The sequence below is a fragment of the Paraplanobispora siamensis genome, assembly GCF_016863175.1.
Classification (GTDB): domain Bacteria; phylum Actinomycetota; class Actinomycetes; order Streptosporangiales; family Streptosporangiaceae; genus Planobispora; species Planobispora siamensis.
The window spans coordinates 1-17,729 of the sequence record NZ_BOOJ01000066.1; the positions used below are offsets into that span (position 1 = coordinate 1).

16 protein-coding genes are annotated in these 17,729 nt (G+C 72.1%); 8 read left to right on the plus strand and 8 right to left on the minus strand.

What is annotated here, in order from left to right; all coding sequences use genetic code 11:
* Positions 1 to 67: 67 nt before the first annotated feature.
* Both Psi01_RS35270 and Psi01_RS35275 read left to right on the plus strand, forming a co-directional pair.
* Complete coding sequence (locus Psi01_RS35270; protein WP_204068502.1) at positions 68 to 463, plus strand: cytochrome c oxidase subunit 4; 396 nt, start codon at positions 68 to 70, stop codon at positions 461 to 463.
* A 187-nt stretch (positions 464 to 650) separates the two neighbouring features.
* Entirely contained in the window at positions 651 to 1,880 is a 1,230-nt protein-coding gene (locus Psi01_RS35275) for a L,D-transpeptidase (protein ID WP_204068503.1), read from the plus strand.
* A gap of 223 nt (positions 1,881 to 2,103) precedes the next feature.
* Here Psi01_RS35275 and qcrB read toward each other — a convergent pair whose 3' ends face one another.
* From qcrB to ctaE, 4 genes are read right to left on the minus strand one after another with little or no spacing between them, the layout of a single operon-like run.
* A complete protein-coding gene (qcrB, locus tag Psi01_RS35280) occupies positions 2,104 to 3,774 on the minus strand; it encodes a cytochrome bc1 complex cytochrome b subunit (protein WP_204068504.1) in 1,671 nt (556 codons plus the stop codon).
* Positions 3,771 to 4,877, minus strand: a complete 1,107-nt coding sequence (gene qcrA / locus Psi01_RS35285) for a cytochrome bc1 complex Rieske iron-sulfur subunit (RefSeq protein ID WP_204068505.1) — start codon at positions 4,875 to 4,877, stop codon at positions 3,771 to 3,773. The genes qcrB and qcrA overlap by 4 nt, the downstream gene beginning before the upstream one ends.
* The gene (qcrC, locus tag Psi01_RS35290; protein ID WP_444980731.1) at positions 4,874 to 5,716 is read right to left on the minus strand and encodes a cytochrome bc1 complex diheme cytochrome c subunit; all 843 of its coding nucleotides are present in this window, start codon (positions 5,714 to 5,716) and stop codon (positions 4,874 to 4,876) included. Before qcrC ends, qcrA begins: the two co-directional genes overlap by 4 nt.
* Entirely contained in the window at positions 5,703 to 6,320 is a 618-nt protein-coding gene (gene ctaE, locus Psi01_RS35295) for an aa3-type cytochrome oxidase subunit III (protein ID WP_204068507.1), read from the minus strand. The genes qcrC and ctaE overlap by 14 nt, the downstream gene beginning before the upstream one ends.
* 195 nt (positions 6,321 to 6,515) lie before the next feature.
* On the opposite strand from ctaE, the gene Psi01_RS35300 reads away from it, so the two are divergent.
* The 3 genes from Psi01_RS35300 (at position 6,516) to Psi01_RS35310 (ending at position 8,984) form a co-directional block, all read left to right on the plus strand.
* Positions 6,516 to 6,914 carry a DNA-binding transcriptional response regulator gene (locus Psi01_RS35300; protein WP_204068571.1) on the plus strand — a complete coding sequence of 133 codons (399 nt, stop codon included), beginning with the start codon at positions 6,516 to 6,518 and terminating at the stop codon, positions 6,912 to 6,914.
* 42 nt (positions 6,915 to 6,956) lie between these two features.
* Entirely contained in the window at positions 6,957 to 8,000 is a 1,044-nt protein-coding gene (gene trpD / locus Psi01_RS35305; protein ID WP_204068508.1) for an anthranilate phosphoribosyltransferase, read from the plus strand.
* A gap of 114 nt (positions 8,001 to 8,114) precedes the next feature.
* Complete coding sequence (locus Psi01_RS35310) at positions 8,115 to 8,984, plus strand: sensor histidine kinase (RefSeq protein ID WP_204068509.1); 870 nt, start codon at positions 8,115 to 8,117, stop codon at positions 8,982 to 8,984.
* Here the strand turns inward: Psi01_RS35310 and Psi01_RS35315 are convergent.
* From Psi01_RS35315 to Psi01_RS35325, 3 genes are all read right to left on the minus strand, one after another.
* Positions 8,931 to 9,218, minus strand: a complete 288-nt coding sequence (locus tag Psi01_RS35315) for an Lrp/AsnC family transcriptional regulator (protein WP_203876293.1) — start codon at positions 9,216 to 9,218, stop codon at positions 8,931 to 8,933. The two genes, Psi01_RS35310 and Psi01_RS35315, sit on opposite strands and share 54 nt — an antisense overlap.
* A gap of 121 nt (positions 9,219 to 9,339) precedes the next feature.
* Positions 9,340 to 11,088 carry a DEDD exonuclease domain-containing protein gene (locus Psi01_RS35320; protein WP_204068510.1) on the minus strand — a complete coding sequence of 583 codons (1,749 nt, stop codon included), beginning with the start codon at positions 11,086 to 11,088 and terminating at the stop codon, positions 9,340 to 9,342.
* A gap of 98 nt (positions 11,089 to 11,186) precedes the next feature.
* Positions 11,187 to 11,393 carry a hypothetical protein gene (locus Psi01_RS35325; RefSeq protein WP_204068511.1) on the minus strand — a complete coding sequence of 69 codons (207 nt, stop codon included), beginning with the start codon at positions 11,391 to 11,393 and terminating at the stop codon, positions 11,187 to 11,189.
* 98 nt (positions 11,394 to 11,491) lie between these two features.
* Between Psi01_RS35325 and Psi01_RS35330 the strand changes: the two genes are divergently transcribed.
* The 3 genes from Psi01_RS35330 (at position 11,492) to Psi01_RS35340 (ending at position 16,555) form a co-directional block, all read left to right on the plus strand.
* Positions 11,492 to 12,748 carry a sensor histidine kinase gene (locus tag Psi01_RS35330; protein ID WP_204068512.1) on the plus strand — a complete coding sequence of 419 codons (1,257 nt, stop codon included), beginning with the start codon at positions 11,492 to 11,494 and terminating at the stop codon, positions 12,746 to 12,748.
* An 85-nt stretch (positions 12,749 to 12,833) separates the two neighbouring features.
* Positions 12,834 to 13,511: a response regulator transcription factor gene (locus Psi01_RS35335; RefSeq protein ID WP_204068513.1), complete on the plus strand. Its 678-nt coding sequence runs from the start codon at positions 12,834 to 12,836 to the stop codon at positions 13,509 to 13,511.
* A gap of 119 nt (positions 13,512 to 13,630) precedes the next feature.
* Positions 13,631 to 16,555, plus strand: coding sequence for an ATP-binding protein (locus Psi01_RS35340; RefSeq protein WP_204068514.1), 2,925 nt, complete (start codon positions 13,631 to 13,633; stop codon positions 16,553 to 16,555).
* On the opposite strand, the gene Psi01_RS35345 is transcribed toward Psi01_RS35340, so the two are convergent.
* On the minus strand, positions 16,543 to 17,661 hold the full coding sequence (locus Psi01_RS35345; protein WP_204068515.1) for a phosphotransferase family protein: 1,119 nt from the start codon (positions 17,659 to 17,661) through the stop codon (positions 16,543 to 16,545). The genes Psi01_RS35340 and Psi01_RS35345 overlap by 13 nt on opposite strands.
* Positions 17,662 to 17,729: the final 68 nt, after the last annotated feature.

The following is a 17,729-nucleotide window of genomic DNA, read 5'->3' on the forward strand; positions in this document are numbered from 1 at the left end:
AGCGCCCGGCGTTCGATCTCAAGCACCCGCACGTCACGCCGGCCGAGCGTGAGCTGGAGGAGGTCCGATGAGGGTTCAGGGCTGGATGTTCATTCTGATCGGCATCTTCTTCGCCGCGGTGGACGTCGTCTACTGGTACTGGTCCAAGGAGCCGGTCGGCACGACGGCGATGGCCATCTCGGTGGGCTTCGCCCTCATGATCGGCTACTACCTGATGTACACGGCCCGCCGCATCGGGGCGCAGCCGGAGGACGACAAGCAGGGCGAGATCAGCGACGGCGCCGGGGAGCTCGGCTTCTTCAGCCCGCACAGCTGGTGGCCGCTGTTCGTCTGCCTGGCCGTCGCGCTCACCGCGCTCGGCTTCGTCATCGGCTGGTGGATGTTCATGATCGGCGTCTTCGCGATCGTCATGAGCATGGTCGGGTTCGTCTTCGAGTACTACCGGGGCAACTTCTCGCACTGAGCCGCACGTACCGGACCCGCCTGCGGATCCGGTACGGCGGGCCCCGCGCCCAAGCGGGCCACGGAAACCTCCGTGGCCCGCTTTTTGATGTTTATTGGCAGCTCAGAGGGGATGTGTCGGGTACCGCGCCGCTTGCTCCGGGTAGTAACGGACTGTAATAGATCCAGCGGAGAACGGGGGAGTTCACGTGGGGCAGGCGATCCGTGGTTCGACCTATGCGCCGGGGCTGGTGGCCCTCTCACTGGTGACGGCGTGTTCGGCGGCGGACGCCGCGACCGGGCGGACGGACCCCGCCCAGAACGCGGGATCGGCCCCCGAGGCCGTGCGGGCCGCCGCGACCGTGCTCGTGACGCCCGCCGACAGCAGCGGGGACGTGCCGACCGACATGCCCGTCCTGATCGGCGCCCGGGGCGGGACGCTGAAGAAGGTCAGCGTGAAGGGCTCCAAGGGCTCTCTGGCGGGCGTTCTGAGCGCCGACGGGACCCAGTGGCGCAGCCGGGAGACGGCGGCTCCCGGGGCCACCTACAAAGTCACGGTGGAGGCGGTCAACCCCGACGGGAAGACGACGGAGACCACCAGCTCCTTCTCCACGGCCGAGGCCGAGGACCGCTTCTCCATCGCGAGCCTCACGCCGCACAAGGACTACACCGGCCTCACCGTGGGCGTCGGCATGCCCATCATGATCACCTTCGACCGGGACATCTCCGACCGCGTCGAGGTCGAGCGGAACCTGCTGGTCCGCACCTCCAAGCCGGTCCAGGGCGCCTGGCACTGGTTCGACGACAGGACGGTCCACTTCCGGCCCAAGCGCTTCTGGCCCGCCTACACCAAGGTCCGGCTGGAGGCCCGGCTGGCCGGGGTCCGCGGCGGGGAGGGCCTGTACGGCAAGGCCGACCGCGTCCTCGACTTCAGGATCGGCCGCTCCCAGATCACCCAGGGCAGCGTCCAGAGCCACCACCTGACGGTCAAGCGCGACGGCAAGAGGATCCGTACGATCCCGATGAGCGCCGGCCAGGGCGGCCAGTGGAAGTACCACACCACCAGCGGCATCCACCTGGCCATGTCCCGCGAGCCGGTGACCGTCATGATCTCTCCGGGCATCTCGCCCGGCCAGCCGGGCTACTACCGCAAGACCGTCTACAACACCGTGCGCATCTCCAACAGCGGCGAGTACGTCCACAGCGCCCCCTGGTCCGTCGGCTCGCAGGGGAACGCCAACGTGAGCCACGGCTGCGTCAACGTCAGCCCCGGCCACGCGAAGTGGTTCATCGACAACACGCTGATCGGCGACCCGATCATCATCACCGGTTCGCCCCGCGTGCTCGAGCCCCTCAACGGCTGGGGTCACTGGCAGGAGGACTGGTCGGAGTGGACCCGCTGGAGCAGCACCCTGGGCTTCGTCACCGAGACGGCCTGACCCCGGCGGGACGGGGTCGGAGGGCTCCTGACGGGGTTGCGGAGCTTCTGATGGGGCTTGAGGGCCTCTGACGAGGCACGGAGCCCTCCGGCGGGGGCGCGGGGGGTTTCCGGCGCCGCCGTACGGGGAGGAGCCCCGGCAGGGGAGAGGAACCGAAAGGCCCGGGCGGTGATCCGCCCGGGCCTTTCGCCTGTCGCATTCAGCCGGTCCTGCCGGTCCCGGCTCAGCGGGTGATGGACTTGTCGTCCCCGCCCGCTCCGACGGCCGCGTGCTCGTCGCCGTGACCGTCGTGGTGGCCGTCGTGGTGACCGTCGTCCAGCGGGATCTTCTCGCCGCCGTACGCGGTGCTCATCTTGGCCTTGAGCTTGCCGATGGGGCCGCGCATGCCCTTGGGCGGGATGCCGCCGGGCTCGGTGTCGGCGCCGGTGAGGACCGGGACCGGCTCCTTGCCCCGCATGTGGGCCTCGATGTCCTCGGCCGCGGGCACGTGGACCTCGATGTACTCGCCGTGGGGCAGGCGCTTGATGACGCCCGACTCCACGCCGTGCCCGATGATCGCCGCGTCCTTGCGCTGCAGGCCGAGGCAGATCCGGTAGGTGATGATGTAGGCGATGACCGGCGCCACGAAGATGAGGACCCGGCCGACGTAGGTCGTCCAGTTCAGCGAGACCTTGAAGACCCAGGAGATCTCGTCGTTGGCGCCCAGCAGCCACAGCACACCGTAGAAGGTGATCGCGGAGATGCCGATCGAGGTGCGGTGCGGGTTGTTGCGGGGACGGTCGGCGACGTGGTGCTCGCGGTTGTCGCCGGTGATCCATCGTTCGGCGAACGGATAGACCGCCAGGCCGGTCATGATGATGCCCATCGGGACCAGCGCGGGTATCAGCACGCTCATCGGGAGCGTGAAGCCCAGGAAGTTGATCTCCCACGAGGGCATCAGACGCAGCGCGCCTTCCAGGAAGCCCATGTAGAAGTCGGGCTGGGAGCCCGCCGAGATGTCCGCCGGCGTGTAGGGACCGAAGATCCAGATCGGGTTGACCTGGGCGAAGGTGCCCAGCAGCGCGATGACGCCGAAGGTGAACATGAAGTAGGCGCCGGCCTTGGCCATGAAGGCCGGGTAGAACGGGGCGCCCACCACGTTGTTGTTCGTACGGCCCTTGCCCGGCATCTGCGTGTGCTTCTGCACCCACATCAGGATCATGTGGGCGGAGATGAGCGCCAGCAGGATGCCCGGGATGAGCAGGATGTGCAGCGAGTAGAACCGGGAGATGACGTCCTCGCCCGGATACTCGCCGCCGAACAGGAAGAACGTGAGCCAGGTGCCGATCAGCGGCAGCGAGATCGCCACACCCTCGGTGATCCGCAGACCGGCGCCGGAGAGCAGGTCGTCGGGGAGGGAGTAACCGGTCAGACCCTCGGCCAGGGCCAGGGTCAGCAGCAGGACGCCGATCAGCCAGTTCAGCTCGCGCGGCTTGCGGTATGCACCGGTGAAGAACACGCGGAGCATGTGCACCATCATGCCGGCCACGAACAGCAGGGCGGCCCAGTGGTGCATCTGCCGCATGAGCAGACCGCCGCGGACGTCGAAGCTGATCTCCAGCGCCGAGGCGTAGGCCGCGGACATCCCGACGCCCTTGAGCGGCTCGTAGGCGCCGTCGTAGATGACGTGCTCCATGCTGGGCTTGAAGAAGAACGTCAGGAAGGTACCGGTCAGCAGCAGGATGATGAACGAGTAGAGCGCGATCTCACCCAGCAGGAACGACCAGTGGTCGGGGAAGACCTTGCGCAGGTTGCGCTTGAGGAAGTTCCCCGCACCGAGACGGTCGTCGAGGAACTCGCTCGGACCTGCGATGGCCTTGGGCACGGTTGCGTCGGGGCCGCTGGAGGGGCTCACGATTGGCCTCCCTTCTCAATGACCTCGGCCTCGGCGTCGCCGCGCTCCCAGAAGCTGGGACCGACGGGGACGGCGAAGTCGGCCGTGGCGACGAGATACCCCTCATCGTCCACGGCGATCGGCAGCTGTGGCAGGGGTCGGGCGGCCGGGCCGAAGACGACCTTGGCGCCGTCGGCGGCGTCGAAGGTCGACTGGTGGCACGGACACAGGATGTGGTGGGTGGTCTGCTCGTACAGGGCCGCGGGGCAGCCGACGTGCGTGCAGATCTTGGAGTAGGCCACGATGCCGTCGTGAGTCCAGTTCACGTTCGTGCCCGGCTTGATCTCGTCCGGGCGGAACTTGATCAGGATCAGTGTGGCCTTGGCCAGGGCGTTCATGTCGTGTTCGTACCCTTCGGGTACGACTGACAGGATACCTCCCGGCGAGTTGAAGTCCGCCGCACGGATCGGAGCGCCGCTGCCCTCGACCACGAGCCTGCGGAACTTGCCGTCCTTGGTCTTCTCGCCCCAGACCGTGTGGCGCAGCTTCTCGTCGAAGTCCGAGTAGTTCGGGCCGAGGTCGCGCAGGAGCACCAGCGGGGCCAGGCCCAGCGGGGCCGCGGCGGCCAGGAGCGTACGGCGCAGCAGCGGCCGCTTGGTGATGCCGCTCTCGGCCGCGCCCTGCAGGAAGGTCTCGCCGACGTAGGACCGGGTCTCGCGGTCGGAGGCCATCGCGTGGCGCTCCTGGATCAGCTTGTACTTCGGCATGACCATGCGGACCCAGACCACCAGGCCCGAGGCCAGCGAGAGCAGCGCCAGCGTGAGCGAGCCGCCCAGGGCCAGGTTGGAGGTCTGGGTGGTCTCGAGGGTGCCGACCTGGAAGGCCACGTAGGAGACGACGAACGCGATGCCGGCCAGGAACGTGATCGTGAAGCAGAGGGCGGCGATCTTCTCGCCCTTCTTCGCGGTCTTCTCGTCCTGCAGGTCGACGCCGGCGACGCTGAACTCCCCGGGCCTCTCGTCGGGACCCAGCAGCGAGGTGCTCGCCGCGGGCGCAGGAGTGCCGATGACGCGCCTGGGGACGCGCTCTTCGGGCTGCTCGATGTCGTGCTTGTTGTCTGTCATTGGGCCTGTCGCCTCTTTGCGGTGATCCAGATGGCGGCCAGAGCGAGGAGGCTGATGCCCACGATCCACGCCACCAGACCCTCGGTGACCGGGCCGATACGGCCGAGGCCGGCACCACCGGGGTTGGGCTCCTCACGAACGCCCACGATGTAGGCGATCATGTCCCGCTTCTGCTCGGGAGTGATGATGCTGTCGTTGAACACCGGCATCGCCTGCGGGCCGGTGACCATGGCCTCGTAGATCTGCCGGGGAGTGGACTCGTGCAGCGGCGGGGCGTACTTGCCCTGCGTCAGGGCGCCACCGGAGCCGACGAAGTTGTGGCACTGGATGCAGTTCGCGCGGAACAGCTGGCCGCCCTTGGACTTGTCGCCCTTGGCGGGGTCGACCATCTCCGCCGTCGGGACGGTGGGCCCGCCGCCGAGGGACTGGATGTAGGCGCCCAGCTGGCGGATGGTGTCCTCGTTGACCCAGGGGGCCGGCTTCTTGCGCGGGGCCTGGGCGCCGAGCTGGGCCAGGGGCATACGGCCGCTGCTGACCTGGAAGTCCACCGACGCCGCGCCGACGCCCACGAGGCTGGGACCGCGGTTGGCGATGCCCTCGGCGTTGAGACCGTGGCAGCTGCCGCAGCTCTGCTCGAAGAGCTTCTTGCCCTCCGCCACGTCGTCGGCCCTGCCGGATGCGATGGCCGCGTCGGCCCGCTCGCTCGTCGGGGCCGCCAGGGTGTACGCGACCCCCAGCAGCCCCAAGGTCAGAAGCAGGACGGCGTATCTCGCGAGCGGATGCCGCCGCCTAGCGGTGATCCTATTCACAGAGATCCCCGATTCCTTAATGAATGCCATAGATGGTCACGAAAAGGCCAATCCAGACCACGTCGACGAAGTGCCAGTAGTAGGACACGACGATCGCGCTGGTCGCCTGCTCACGGGTGAAGCGCTTCGCGGCGTACGTACGTCCCAGCATGAACAGGAACGCGATCAGTCCACCGGTCACGTGGAGTCCGTGGAAGCCCGTGGTCAGGTAGAACACCGAGTCGTACGCGGTGTGCGACAGGGTGTGGCCTTCGGCGACCAGCTCGCTGTACTCGTACAGCTGGCCGCCGACGAACACGGCGCCCATGAGGAAGCTGACGATGTACCAGAAACGCAGCTTGCCGACCTGGCCCTTCTCAGCCGCCCAGACGCCCAGCTGACAGGTCACACTCGACAGGACCAGGATGATCGTGTTGGCCAACGAGAACGGGACGTTCAGATGGGCCTCGGGCCAGGGCAGTCCCTGGCCGATGCTCACCGACCGGATGGTGAAGTACATCGCGAACAGCGCCGCGAAGAACATGAGCTCGGAGGACAGCCAGACGATCGTCCCGACACTGACCAAGTCAGGTTTGTTGGACGAGTGGGCTGTCGTCGTCGTTGAGATTGCGGATGCTGTCGCCACGGGCAGCATTATTGCGGCTCCCCTGTCCGGGTCGCCGCACGACCCCCCGGTAGGGGGGTCAAACGTCCCTCTAATCTGGACGTAAGGGGCAAATGCCCTGCCGGTGCCTCCGGTCTGGGTCTGCGAGCGGGGCGACCGGTAGCATCCCAGGTGACCATACATCGACGAGCGATAGTGAGCGCGACCTTGAGCACCGACGACAAGATGAGGGTCCTCGTCTACAGCGACGACGCAAGCACCCGCGAGAAGGTGCGTCAGGCGATCGGCCGGCGCCCCGCCGCCGACGTGCCCCTCGTGGAGATCGTGGAGTGCGCCACCCACCCGAAGGTCGTCCAGCACTTCGACTCGGGTGAGATCGACGTCGCCGTCCTCGACGGCGAGGCCAAGCCGGCCGGAGGCATGGGCGTGGCCCGCCAGGCCAAGGACGAGGTCCACGACTGCCCCCCGATCTGCCTGCTGATCGCCCGCCGCGACGACCGCTGGCTGGCCGAGTGGTCCAAGGCCGAGGCCGTCGTGGCGCTCCCGATCGACCCCGTGGTGCTGGCCGAGACCGTCGCCGACCTGATGCGCCGCCGCCTCTCCACCCGCCTCACCGCCCGCTAGAAGAGAAGACCGGCAACCCCCTGGCCCCCTCTGGAGATCCCTATGGACGCGCGCACCACCTGGCCCGCGCTGCTGTCGGCGCTGCTCGCCGGTGAGCACCTGACGGCGGACGAGACCGCCTGGGCGATGAAAGAGATCATGTCCGGCTCGGCGAGTCCCGCGCAGATCGCCGGATTCGCCGTCGCCCTGCGCGCGAAGGGGGAGACGGTCGCCGAGGTGACCGGCCTGGCCCGCACGATGCTGGACCTGGCCACCCCGCTGACGGTCGAGGGTCCCGTGGTCGACATCGTCGGCACCGGAGGCGACCGCGCCCACACGGTCAACGTCTCGACCATGGCCGCGATCGTGGCGGCGGGCGCGGGGGCGCGGGTGGTCAAGCACGGCAACCGGGCCGCCTCCTCCTCCTGCGGCGCCGCCGACGTGCTGGAGCACCTCGGCGTCGCGCTCGACCTGGCGCCGGCCGACACCGCCCGGGTCGCCGTCGAGGCGGGCATCGCCTTCTGCTTCGCGCCGGTCTACCACCCCGCGCTGCGCTTCGCCGGTCCGCCGCGCAAGGAGATCGGCGTGCCGACGGTCTTCAACTTCCTCGGCCCGCTGACCAACCCGGCCCGCCCGGCCGCCCAGGCGATCGGCGTCTACGACGCGCGCATGCTGCCCGTCGTGGCCGGCGTCTTCGCCGAGCGGGGCGTCTCCGCCCTGGTGTTCCGGGGCGACGACGGGCTCGACGAGCTGACCATCGCCACCACCTCCACGGTCTGGGTGGTCCGTGACGGCACCGCCACGCAGACCGTCTTCGACCCGGCCGTGCTCGGCATCCCGCGCGCGGAGGCCGACGCGCTGCGCGGCGGCGACGTCGCCTTCAACGCCCGCGCGGTGCACGACTTCCTCGGCGGCAAGACCGGCCCGGTCCGCGACGCGGTGCTGCTGAACGCCGCCGCCGCCCTGGTCGCGCTCGACGGGGCCGGTGACGACCTGGACGCCGCGATGATCGAGGCCTACTCCCGCGCCACCCGCGCGGTCGACTCCGGCGCCGCCGCCGCCACCCTGGAGCGCTGGATCGAGGCCAGCACGACCTCGAGGTCGTGACGTCCCCCTCCGGAGCGCGCCGGTCGTGACGCGGGCGTCCTCCCCTCAGGAGAGGAGGGTTCATCCCCCCGTGAGGGGACGCCTCCGTCCCGGCCGGATGCTTACATGGCCGTCATGTGGCGTGCTGACCTGATCGTGGCCCTGCTCCTGGTGGCGGTGGCCGGCCTGACCGCGGCCGTCGTCCGGCTCGCCCGCGACCGCCGGTCCCTGGCCGCGCGCCTGCGCGCCGGGCAGCTCAGGCTGGCCGGCCAGCGGGACGCGCTGGCCCGCGCCGCCGTGGCAGAGGAGCGCGGCCGCATCGCGCGCGAGCTCCACGACGTGGTGGCCCACGGGATCAGCATGATGACGCTCGGCGTCGGCGCCGGGCGCATGATCATGGAGAAGGATCCGGAGCGGGCCAGGCAGACCCTCCGGACGGCCGAGGAGTCCGGGCGCCAGGCGCTCGCCGAGCTGCAGCGCATGCTGGCGCTGCTCCGCACCGAGGACGCGGTGGGCACCAGGACGCCCCAGCCCCGGCTGTCGGACCTGTCCGACCTATTGGCCAAGGTGCGCGCCGAAGGGTTGCGGGTGGACGTGGTCGAGGACGGCAGCCCGGTCGAGGTCGGTCCCGCCCTGGAGCTGTCGGCCTACCGGATCGTCCAGGAGGCGCTGCGCAACACCCTGCGGCACGCGGGGGCGAGCTCGGCCTGCGTCACGCTGCGCTGGCGGCCCGGCTTCCTCGACGTCCTGGTCCGCGACGACGGCCGGGCCGGGCCCGCCGTGACCGCGGGCACCGGGCTGGTCGGCATGCGGGAGCGGGTCACCCTGTTCGGCGGGACGCTGGAGGCCGCGCCCGGCGCCGGAGGGGGCTTCGAGGTGCGGGCCAGTCTCCCCACGACCGGTGAGCACCGCGGGTTTTGGCCGCCCCGGCAGGCGGCGGGCCCGCCGGCGTCAGTCCGACTCGCTGAGCCCGATGGAGAAGGCGGCGTCGAGATCGTGCCGTGAGTAGGCGCGGAAGGCGATGTGCGTCTCGGTGTGCAGGACGCCGGCCACCTTGTTGATCCGGCCGGGGACCACCTCGGCGATCTCCTCGTAGGCGGCGACGCGCACCATGGCCATCAGGTCGTATTCGCCGGTGATGGAGTAGACCTCGCTCACCCCGTCGATCTCGGCGATCGTCTGGGCGACCTCGGGGATCCGGTCCACCTCGGCGTTGATGTGCACGATCGCGGTGACCACGCTTCCTCCTCGTTGAGTACGGCTTGCCGCATCCGAAGTTATCAGCGCCCCGGCCGGGCGTCGCCGCCGCTGTGCCGAAGATCCGCACAGCGCCCGGAAGGGCTTTCCGGCAGGAGGGTCCTCAGCGTTCGGGGCGGCCCTCACGCCACCGGCGCGGCTCCGAGTCTCCTGCCCGGTAGGCGCGCTCGATGCGCCCCATGAGCCGGCCCGCGCCCGAGACCGGCAGGCTCCAGGTGCCCTCCACCTGGACCAGCCGCACGCCCGGGGACTCCAGCCAGCGCAGGATGCACTCGGTCTCCTCGGCGCTGGCCGCGGGGATCGGGCCCGGACCCGTGGCGACGGTCTCCGCGGTGGCCACCAGGGCGTCCACGACGGGCGTGGGGTGGACCCCCTTGTCCAGCACCCCGGCCGAGGCCAGGCGGCCGTAGCGGATGACGTGGACGTCCCAGCGGCCGTCGGGCAGCGGGCCGGCCGCCACCATCTGCGGGATGGAGGTCAGCGACCGCAGCCGCTGCATCCGGGCCGAGGTGCGCACGTAGGCGGCGAGCCGGTCGCGGTCGACTGCGGCCTCCTCGTAGCGCTGGTCGCCGGACAGCCGGTCCATCCGGGCCTCGATCGCGGAGAAGACCGGGGCGGCGTCCAGCTCCATGGCCTGCCGGGCGGCGGCGGCGTGCGCGCCGTACTCCTCGGCGCTCTGGCGGCCCTCGCACGGCGCCCCGCACCTGCCGAGCCCGGCCAGCGCGCACGCCGAGCGCAGGGCGTGCCCGGTGAGCCGCAGCGGGATCTTGTCGGTGCACTGGCGCAGCGGGATCGCCTCGTGCAGCGCGGCGCGCGCGTCCTCGGCGGTGCGGGCGCTGGTGAACGGGCCGAGGTAGCCGGCCCCGTCGTCCTTGATCTCGCGGACGATCGACAGACGGGGGAAGGGCTCGTCGGTGAGCTTGAGCCAGACGACCTTCTCCGGGAAGCGGGACCTGCGGTTGTAACGGGGCTTGGCCGAGCCGATCAGCCGGAGCTCCCTGATCTCGGCCTCCAGCGCGGTCGCGCAGACGATCGTCCGGACCCGCACGGCGATGCCGACCATCTCCCGGATCCGGGGGCGGGTCTCGCTCGCGGTGAAGTAACTGCGCACCCGGGTGCGCAGGTTGACGCTCTTGCCCACGTAGAGCGGCTCGCCGCGCTCGTCCTCGAAGACGTAGACGCCCGGGGCGGAGGGCACCGCGTCGGCCAGGTGCCGCTTGCGGCGCTGCTCGGGCGAGGGGGCGCGCACGAAGCCCTTGAGCTCCTCCAGGGTGTGCACGCCGAAGGACCCGGCGCGCTCCAGGAGCGCGTGCAGCACGTCGACGGTGGCCCTGGCGTCGGACAGGGCGCGGTGGCAGGGCTCGGTTGAGCTGAAGAGCTTGGCCAGCGTGGAGAGCTTGCAGTTGGGCGCCTCGTCGCGGGTCAGGAGCTTGCGCGCCAGGGTGACCGTGTCGACCACGGGATGGTCGGGCGGCGGGTAGCCGTGGGCCGCGCAGGCCGCCTTGACGAACCCCACGTCGAAACCGGCGTTGTGGGCCACCAGCGTGCTGCCCCGGGCGAACTCCAGGAAGGCCGGCAGGACGGAGTCGATCTTCGGCGCCGCGGCGACCATGACGTCGGTGATGCCGGTCAGCACCGAGATGAACGGGGGGATCGGTGTCCCGGGGTCGACCAGGGTGCCGAACTCGCCCAGCACCTGACCGCCCCTGACCTTGACCGCGCCGATCTCGGTGATCGCGTGCTCGCCCGCGGAGACGCCCGTGGTCTCCAGGTCGAACACCACGAACGTGATCTGGTCGAGCGGGGTGCCCAGCTCGTCCAGCGTTCCCTGCACGGCGTTTTCCACGGTCATGACCATAAGAGGACCGACCGACATTTAGCGCGCCGGAGCCGTTCCCGGCATGCCGGACCGTCGTTTCCGGTATGCGGGCGACCGCCGGCGGAGCCGGGTCAGTCCCGGCTGCCGGCCGAGTACAGGGCCAGGCCGATCGCGCCGAGCACGAGGCCCGCGACGGCCTCGTACCCCTCCAGGAAGCCGACGCGGTTGACCAGGAGCAGGTCGTGCGCCCATCTCCACCAGCCCAGGACCGCGTTCACCACGGTCACCCCGCCCTGGAGGAGCAGCAGCGCCCCCAGCAGCTTGAGAAGTTTCCTCACGCCGCCGATCGTCGTCCGGCGGCACCGCGGGCGGCTACCCCCGAAGGTCGGCGGCGGATCGACTTTGGTCGGTTCCGAAAGCACATGAACTACTCGTAATGTCAGTGAACGTGACCCAGCACGTGACGGAGTACCGGTGGTTGCTGCCGGGGAGCCTGCGGGACGCGCCGCGGCAGCGGAGGGCCGGGGTCCGGCGCTCGACCCGCGACTGGATCGTGGACATCGTCATCTTCCTGCTGGCCGCCGGGCTGGGTCTCCTGTCGGTGGAGGCGGTGCAGGCCGAGGCGGGGCTGTCCGAGCCGATGCGGATCGTCGACCAGCTCGTCGGGTTCGCCGCGTGCGTCGCGGTGTGGCTGCGCCGCCGCTGGCCCGTGGGGCTGGCCCTCGTGCTCGCGCCGGTCTCGGTCCTGTCGAGCGTCTCGGGCGGGGCGGCCGTCGCGGCGATGTTCACGGTGGTCGTGCACCGGCCGTTCAAGATCGCGGCACCGGTGGTCGCGGTCCACCTCCTGACGATCCCCGTCTACGTGAAACTGCGCCCGGACCCCACTCTGGCCGCCGGGTGGGCGATGACGCTGTGGACCCTGGTCACGCTGGTCGTAGTGATGTGGGGCATGTTCGTGCGGGCCCGCCGGCAGCTGGTGGTCTCCCTGCGCGAACGGGCCGAGCGCTCCGAGGCGGAGGCCGAGCTGCGGGTGGAGCGGGCCAGGCACCTCGAGCGCGAGCGCATCGCCCGGGAGATGCACGACGTGCTCGCCCACCGGCTCTCGCTGCTCAGCGTGCACGCGGGCGCGCTGGAGTACCACCGGGGCATGCCGGCCGAGGACGTGGCCAAGGCGGCCGGAGTGATCCGCTCGGGCGCCCACCAGGCGCTCCAGGACCTGCGCGAGGTCATCGGCGTGCTCCGGCACGGCGCCGAGGACACCACCCCCGACCGGCCGCAGCCGACGCTGGCCGACCTGGCCGGCCTGGCCGAGGAGTCCAGGGCGGCGGGCATGGACGTCACCCTCGAACTGAGGGTCGGCGACCACGGGGAGGTCCCGGCGGGGCTGGGCCGCAACGTCTACCGGATCGCGCAGGAGGGACTGACCAACGCCCGCAAGCACGCCGCCGACGCGCCGGTGAGCGTGGTGGTCACGGGCGGGCCCGGCGACGGGCTCACTCTCGAGGTCCGCAATCCCGTGACCGGGGGCCAGTCCATCCCGGGCAGCGGCACCGGCCTGATCGGCCTCACCGAGCGGGCCCAGCTCATGGGCGGGCGCCTGGAGTACGGCAGGGCGCCCGACGGCCGCTTCCGGCTCAGCGCGTGGCTGCCGTGGCGGGCCGAGGACGCGGCGGACGTCGCGGGGGCGGCGTGAGACGTGGCGGCGGGCGTGGGGAGATCGAGGGGATCAAGGGGAGGGCATGGCCGGTGCGACGGAGAACGCGGCTAACGTGATCGACATGGACTCCTCCCTCCCCCCGCGGCCGATCCGGGTTCTGGTCGTCGACGACGACGCGCTCGTCCGGGCCGGGCTGTCGATGATCCTGGGCGGCGCCGACGACATCGTCGTCGTCGGGGAGGCCGCGGACGGGGACGAGGTGCAGCCGATGGTGGCCGGGCACCGGCCCGACGTGGTGCTGATGGACATCCGCATGCCCCGCGTGGACGGGCTGACCGCGACCGAACTCCTGCGGTCCTGCGCCCCGGCCCCCGAGGTGGTCATCCTGACGACCTTCCACGCCGACGCCCAGGTGCTGCGCGCGCTGCGCGCCGGGGCGGCCGGGTTCCTGCTCAAGGACACCCCGCCGGGCGAGCTGGTCGCCGCGATCCGCAAGGTAGGGGCGGGCGAGCCCATCCTGTCTCCCGCCGTGACCCGCCAGCTCATCGCCCACGTCGCCGACGGCGGCGCGGTGACCCGCCGCGAACGGGCGCTGGGACTGCTGGCCGAGCTCAGCGAGCGCGAGCACGAGGTCGCGGTGGCGGTCGGCAGGGGCAGATCCAACGCGGAGATCGCCTCCGAGCTCTACATGAGCGTGGCCACGGTCAAGGCCCACGTCTCACGGATCCTGACCAAGTTCGACCTGAACAACCGCGTCCAGATCGCCCTGATAGTCCACGACGCTGGCCACCTGCACTGACCGCCGGGCCGCCTGCGCCGGCAGGTCGGTCACCGGGGCCTCGGACCCCTTTCGGGCGGTCGCGCTCCGGAGGTCGGACGGGCACTGGTCTGCGGCCGCCGCGCTGACAGACTGGAGAGGTGGGCATCGACCGGCGGCCGGGCGTCTTCGTCGGACGCGAGCGCGAGACGACGACGCTGCGCGAGATGGCGGCGGCCGCCCGGCGGGGCCGGGGCGGGGTCGTCCTGGTGTCGGGACCCGCGGGCATCGGCAAGTCCCGCCTGGTGGAGGAGGCCTTCGCCGGTGACCGGAACGTCCTGAGAGGCCGCTGCCCCGCCGAGGAGGGCGTCCCACCGCTGTGGCCGTGGCTGCGCGCCGCCTCCCGCGTCCTGGGCGGCACGCCGTCCGGGGACGCCCTCCTGAGCGTTCCCGCGGACGCCGTGGACGCCTCGGGCGCCGTGGACGCGGCGGAGACCGCGGCGGCGCGCTTCAGGCTGCTCGCCTCCCTGGCCGACGCCCTCATCGGGGCGGCGGAGGCCGCGCGGGGGCTGGTGGTGGTGATCGAGGACCTTCACGACGCCGACGAGGCGTCCCTGGCGTTGCTCCGCCGGGTCGCGGCGGAGGTCGCGGACTCCCGGCTGCTCGTCGTCGCGACGCACCGGGACGCCACCGGACGGGCGGCCTTCACCGGGACCCTCGCCGAGGTCGCCCGCGGCGGGGCCGTACGGACGATCCCGCTCACCCCGTTCACCGAGCGGGACGTCGCGCGCTGCCTCGCACCCCTGCCCGGCGGGGCCGATCTCGCCCGCCCGGTGCACGAGCGCACCGGCGGGCTCCCGCTGCTGGTGTCGGCGATGGCACGGGCGCTGGCCGAAGCCGGCGGCAGCGGTGCGGCCGACGGCGGGAGGCGGCTCCCCGAGCTGCCTCCGGCGGATCTGCGCCTCCTCGTCCAGGGGATGCTCGGCGGGCTCGGCCCGGAGGCCCGGGACACGGTGGAGGCCGCGGCGGTGCTCGGCGAGGACGTCGACGCCGGGCTTCTCGCCGAGATCCGGGGCGTGCCGCCGGCGGCGGTCTCCGGCCGTCTGGAGGCGCTGGTCGAGGCAGGCCTGCTGGTCCGCGCCGGCGACACCTCGCCGCCCCGCTACCGCTTCGCCCACGCCCTGGTCCGCGAGGGTGTCGTGGTGGAACCGACGGCCGCCGCCGCGCTGCACCGCAGGGCGGCCGAGATCCTGCAGCGGCGGGCGGGCGCCGACCCCGCCAGGGCCGCCCGGGTCGCGGCGCACTGGCGGCGGGCCGGAGACGACCTCGGGGCCCTGCGCGCCACGGTGCGGTGGGCGCGGGCCGCCGCCGCGCACGCGTTGCGGACACCGGCCCCCGAGGAGGCGGTCCGCTCGCTCGGGCACGCCCTGGACGCGCTGGACAGGACGGGAGCCGCACCGGCCGAACGGGCCGGACTCCTGGTCGAGCTCGCCTCCGCCGAGTACGTGGCGGGCCGCATCTCCCGGAGCCTGCGCCACTGCCACGACGCGGCGGACGCGGCGGAGTCCGCCGGGCGCCCGGACCTGCTCGCCTCGGCCGCGCTCGTCGTCCGCAGGGCGGGCGACCCGGCGGTCCTCATGACGGTGGCCGCCCTGTGCGAGCGCGCCTTGTCGGCCCTCGACCTCGCGGACGCGACAGGCTCCCGGCAGTACGGCGGCGCCGTGGACCGGGAGGTCGTGCGGGCCCGGGTGCTCGCGCGGAAGGCGTGCACGGAGGTGGAGGCCGGGCGGCCCGGGAGCGAGGAGGTGACGGGGCGGGCGTGGCGGCTGGCCGGGGAGTGCGGAGACCCGGCCGCCTCGCTGGACGCGGCACGGGCCAGGGCCGGGCTGCTCGACCGGCCGCAGGACGTGGGGGAACGCCTGCGGATGGGGGACCTGGCGGTGCGCACCGGGCTGCGCTCCGGGCAGGCGATGGCCGCCGTGCAGGGGCACATCTGGCGCGCCGACGCGGCCTACCAGCTCGTGGACGTCGCCGCCGTCGACGACGAGATCGCCCGGCTGGCCGAGATCGCCGCGACCACGCGCCTGACCGCCGCCCGGTGGCACCACCTGCGCGCGGCGGCGGCGCGCGAGGCGCTGTCCGGCCGGTTCGAGCGCGCGCGCTCCCTGTCGGCGGAGGCGGGGGAGACCGCCGCCCGGATGGGCGACGCGATGGCCTCGGCGTTCACGGAGATGTTCGCGGGACTCCTGGCGCTCGTCCGCGGGGACCGGCGCGAGATCCCCGGCGGTTACCGGGAGGTCTTCGCGGCGTTGCCCCCGGTCCCGCCCGTCGAGGCCGCCCACGTGCTGCGCCTGTACCTCGACGGGGCCCGCGAGGAGGCGTTCGCCGGGTACGAGCGCCTGCGCCTGCTGCTGCGGGAGCCGCCGCGCGGGGAGCGGGGGATGGCCGTCCTGCAGAACGTGACCGAGCTCGTCGAGGCCTTCGGGGACGAGGAGGCCGCGGGCTGGGCGTACGCCCACTGGCTGCCCTGGGCCGCCGCCGGGGGCCTGCCCGGCAACGCCGACAGTTTCTGCGGCGGCTCCTGCGCGCGGGCCGTCGGCCGGATGGCCGCCGTCATGGGGCGGCTCGACGAGGCGGCGGACGCCCTGCGGTCCGCGGCGGAGGTCGACCTGCGGCTCGGCGCCGGACCCTGGCTCGTGCACACCCGGCTCGCCCTCGCCGACGTGCTGCGGCGCAGGGGGACCGGCGGCGATCACGCGGAGGCGGCGGCGCTCGCCGTACGGGCCGCGGCCGAGGCCAGGCGGCTGGACCTGCCGGGACCGCTGGCCCGCGCCGACCGCCTGGTCGCCGACCTCGAGACCCGCCGGCGCGCCGGCGATCCGCTGGCCCCGCTGACCCCACGGGAGCGCGAGGTGGCCGACCTGGTCGTCCGGGCGCTGTCGAACCGGCAGATCGCCGACCGGCTCGTCCTGAGCGAGCGCACCGTCGAGAGCCACGTGCGCAACATCCTCGTAAAGCTCGGCCTCGCCAACCGGACGGAGCTCACCGTCCGCCTGCTCGCCGGCGGGAGGGGTCAGGCCCAGTAGCTCCCGTCGAGCATCCGCTCGATGGTGGCCCGGTGCATGACCAGGTCGTCGGGGTCGGCGGGCATGGGTTGCTCGCCGAAGTGGATGCGCCGGTGCCAGACGCGGGCCATGATGACGCCGTGCCGGAGGGCGGCGTACATCTCGTAGAACTCCATGTCGCGCGGCCGGTATCCGGTCATCTCCTCATAGACCCGGCAGACGTCCTCGCGTCGCATGAAGTCGGGCAGTCCCGGCAGCTCCATGACCTCGGTGACGTCCTGGAAGAAGCGGTGCAGGAAGATCATCCAGGAGATGTCCAGCTCCCGGGGACCGACGGCCGCCATCTCCCAGTCGAGCACCGCCACCGGGGTGAAGCCGTGATAGATCATGTTCCCGATGCGGGCGTCGCCCCAGCTCAGCACGTCGGGTCCGGGGTCGGCCGGCCAGTGCTCCTCCAGCCAGTCGAAGGCCCGCTCCAGCAGCGGGATCGGCATCGAGGAGTGCGCCCACGCGTAGTAGGCCCGCTGGTCGTCGACGTGCCTGCGCAGCGCGGAGTCCCCGGGGCCGTCGAGCTGCAGGGGACGGAGCTCCTGAGCGGTGAACGGGGCGTCGTGCAGTCTGGCCAGGACGGCCACGCTCTCCCGCTGCAGCCCCTCGCGCTCGGCGGGCGAGGCCTCCAGGAGCCAGCCCTCGAAGGTGTAGGGCAGCACGTCCGGCGGGACCCGCCCGGAGAGGCGTTCCATCACGAAGAACGGCGCGCCGAGGGGCCCGGGGTCGGGCTCGAACCACAGGGTGCGGGGCGCGGGGACGCCCGCGCGCTCCCTGGCCATCCGCATGACCTCGAACTGCCTGCCGAGGTCGTAGCTGGGGAAGACCGGCACCGCCTCGCTCGCCGGGGCCATCCGGGCGACGCACTCGGCCTTGCGGCTGCCCTCCCCGGAGACCCAGGAGGCGTCGAACAGGAGGGTCTCGCTGGACATGCCGTTGCCCGAGGGGTGGCTCAGCTCCGACAGCGTGACCGGGCAGCCCAGGCGCCCGCTCAGCCACGAGCGCATCCGGCCGTGGAGTTCACCCAGGTCGCGGGTGGAGGTCCGCATCGTCCCGTCCTGCTCACGCCGTTCGTCCATCGCGGTCTCCTGGGGGCCGGGGGTACGGCGTCCGTCGTCACGCCGCGAACACAGTCGTACAACGCCAA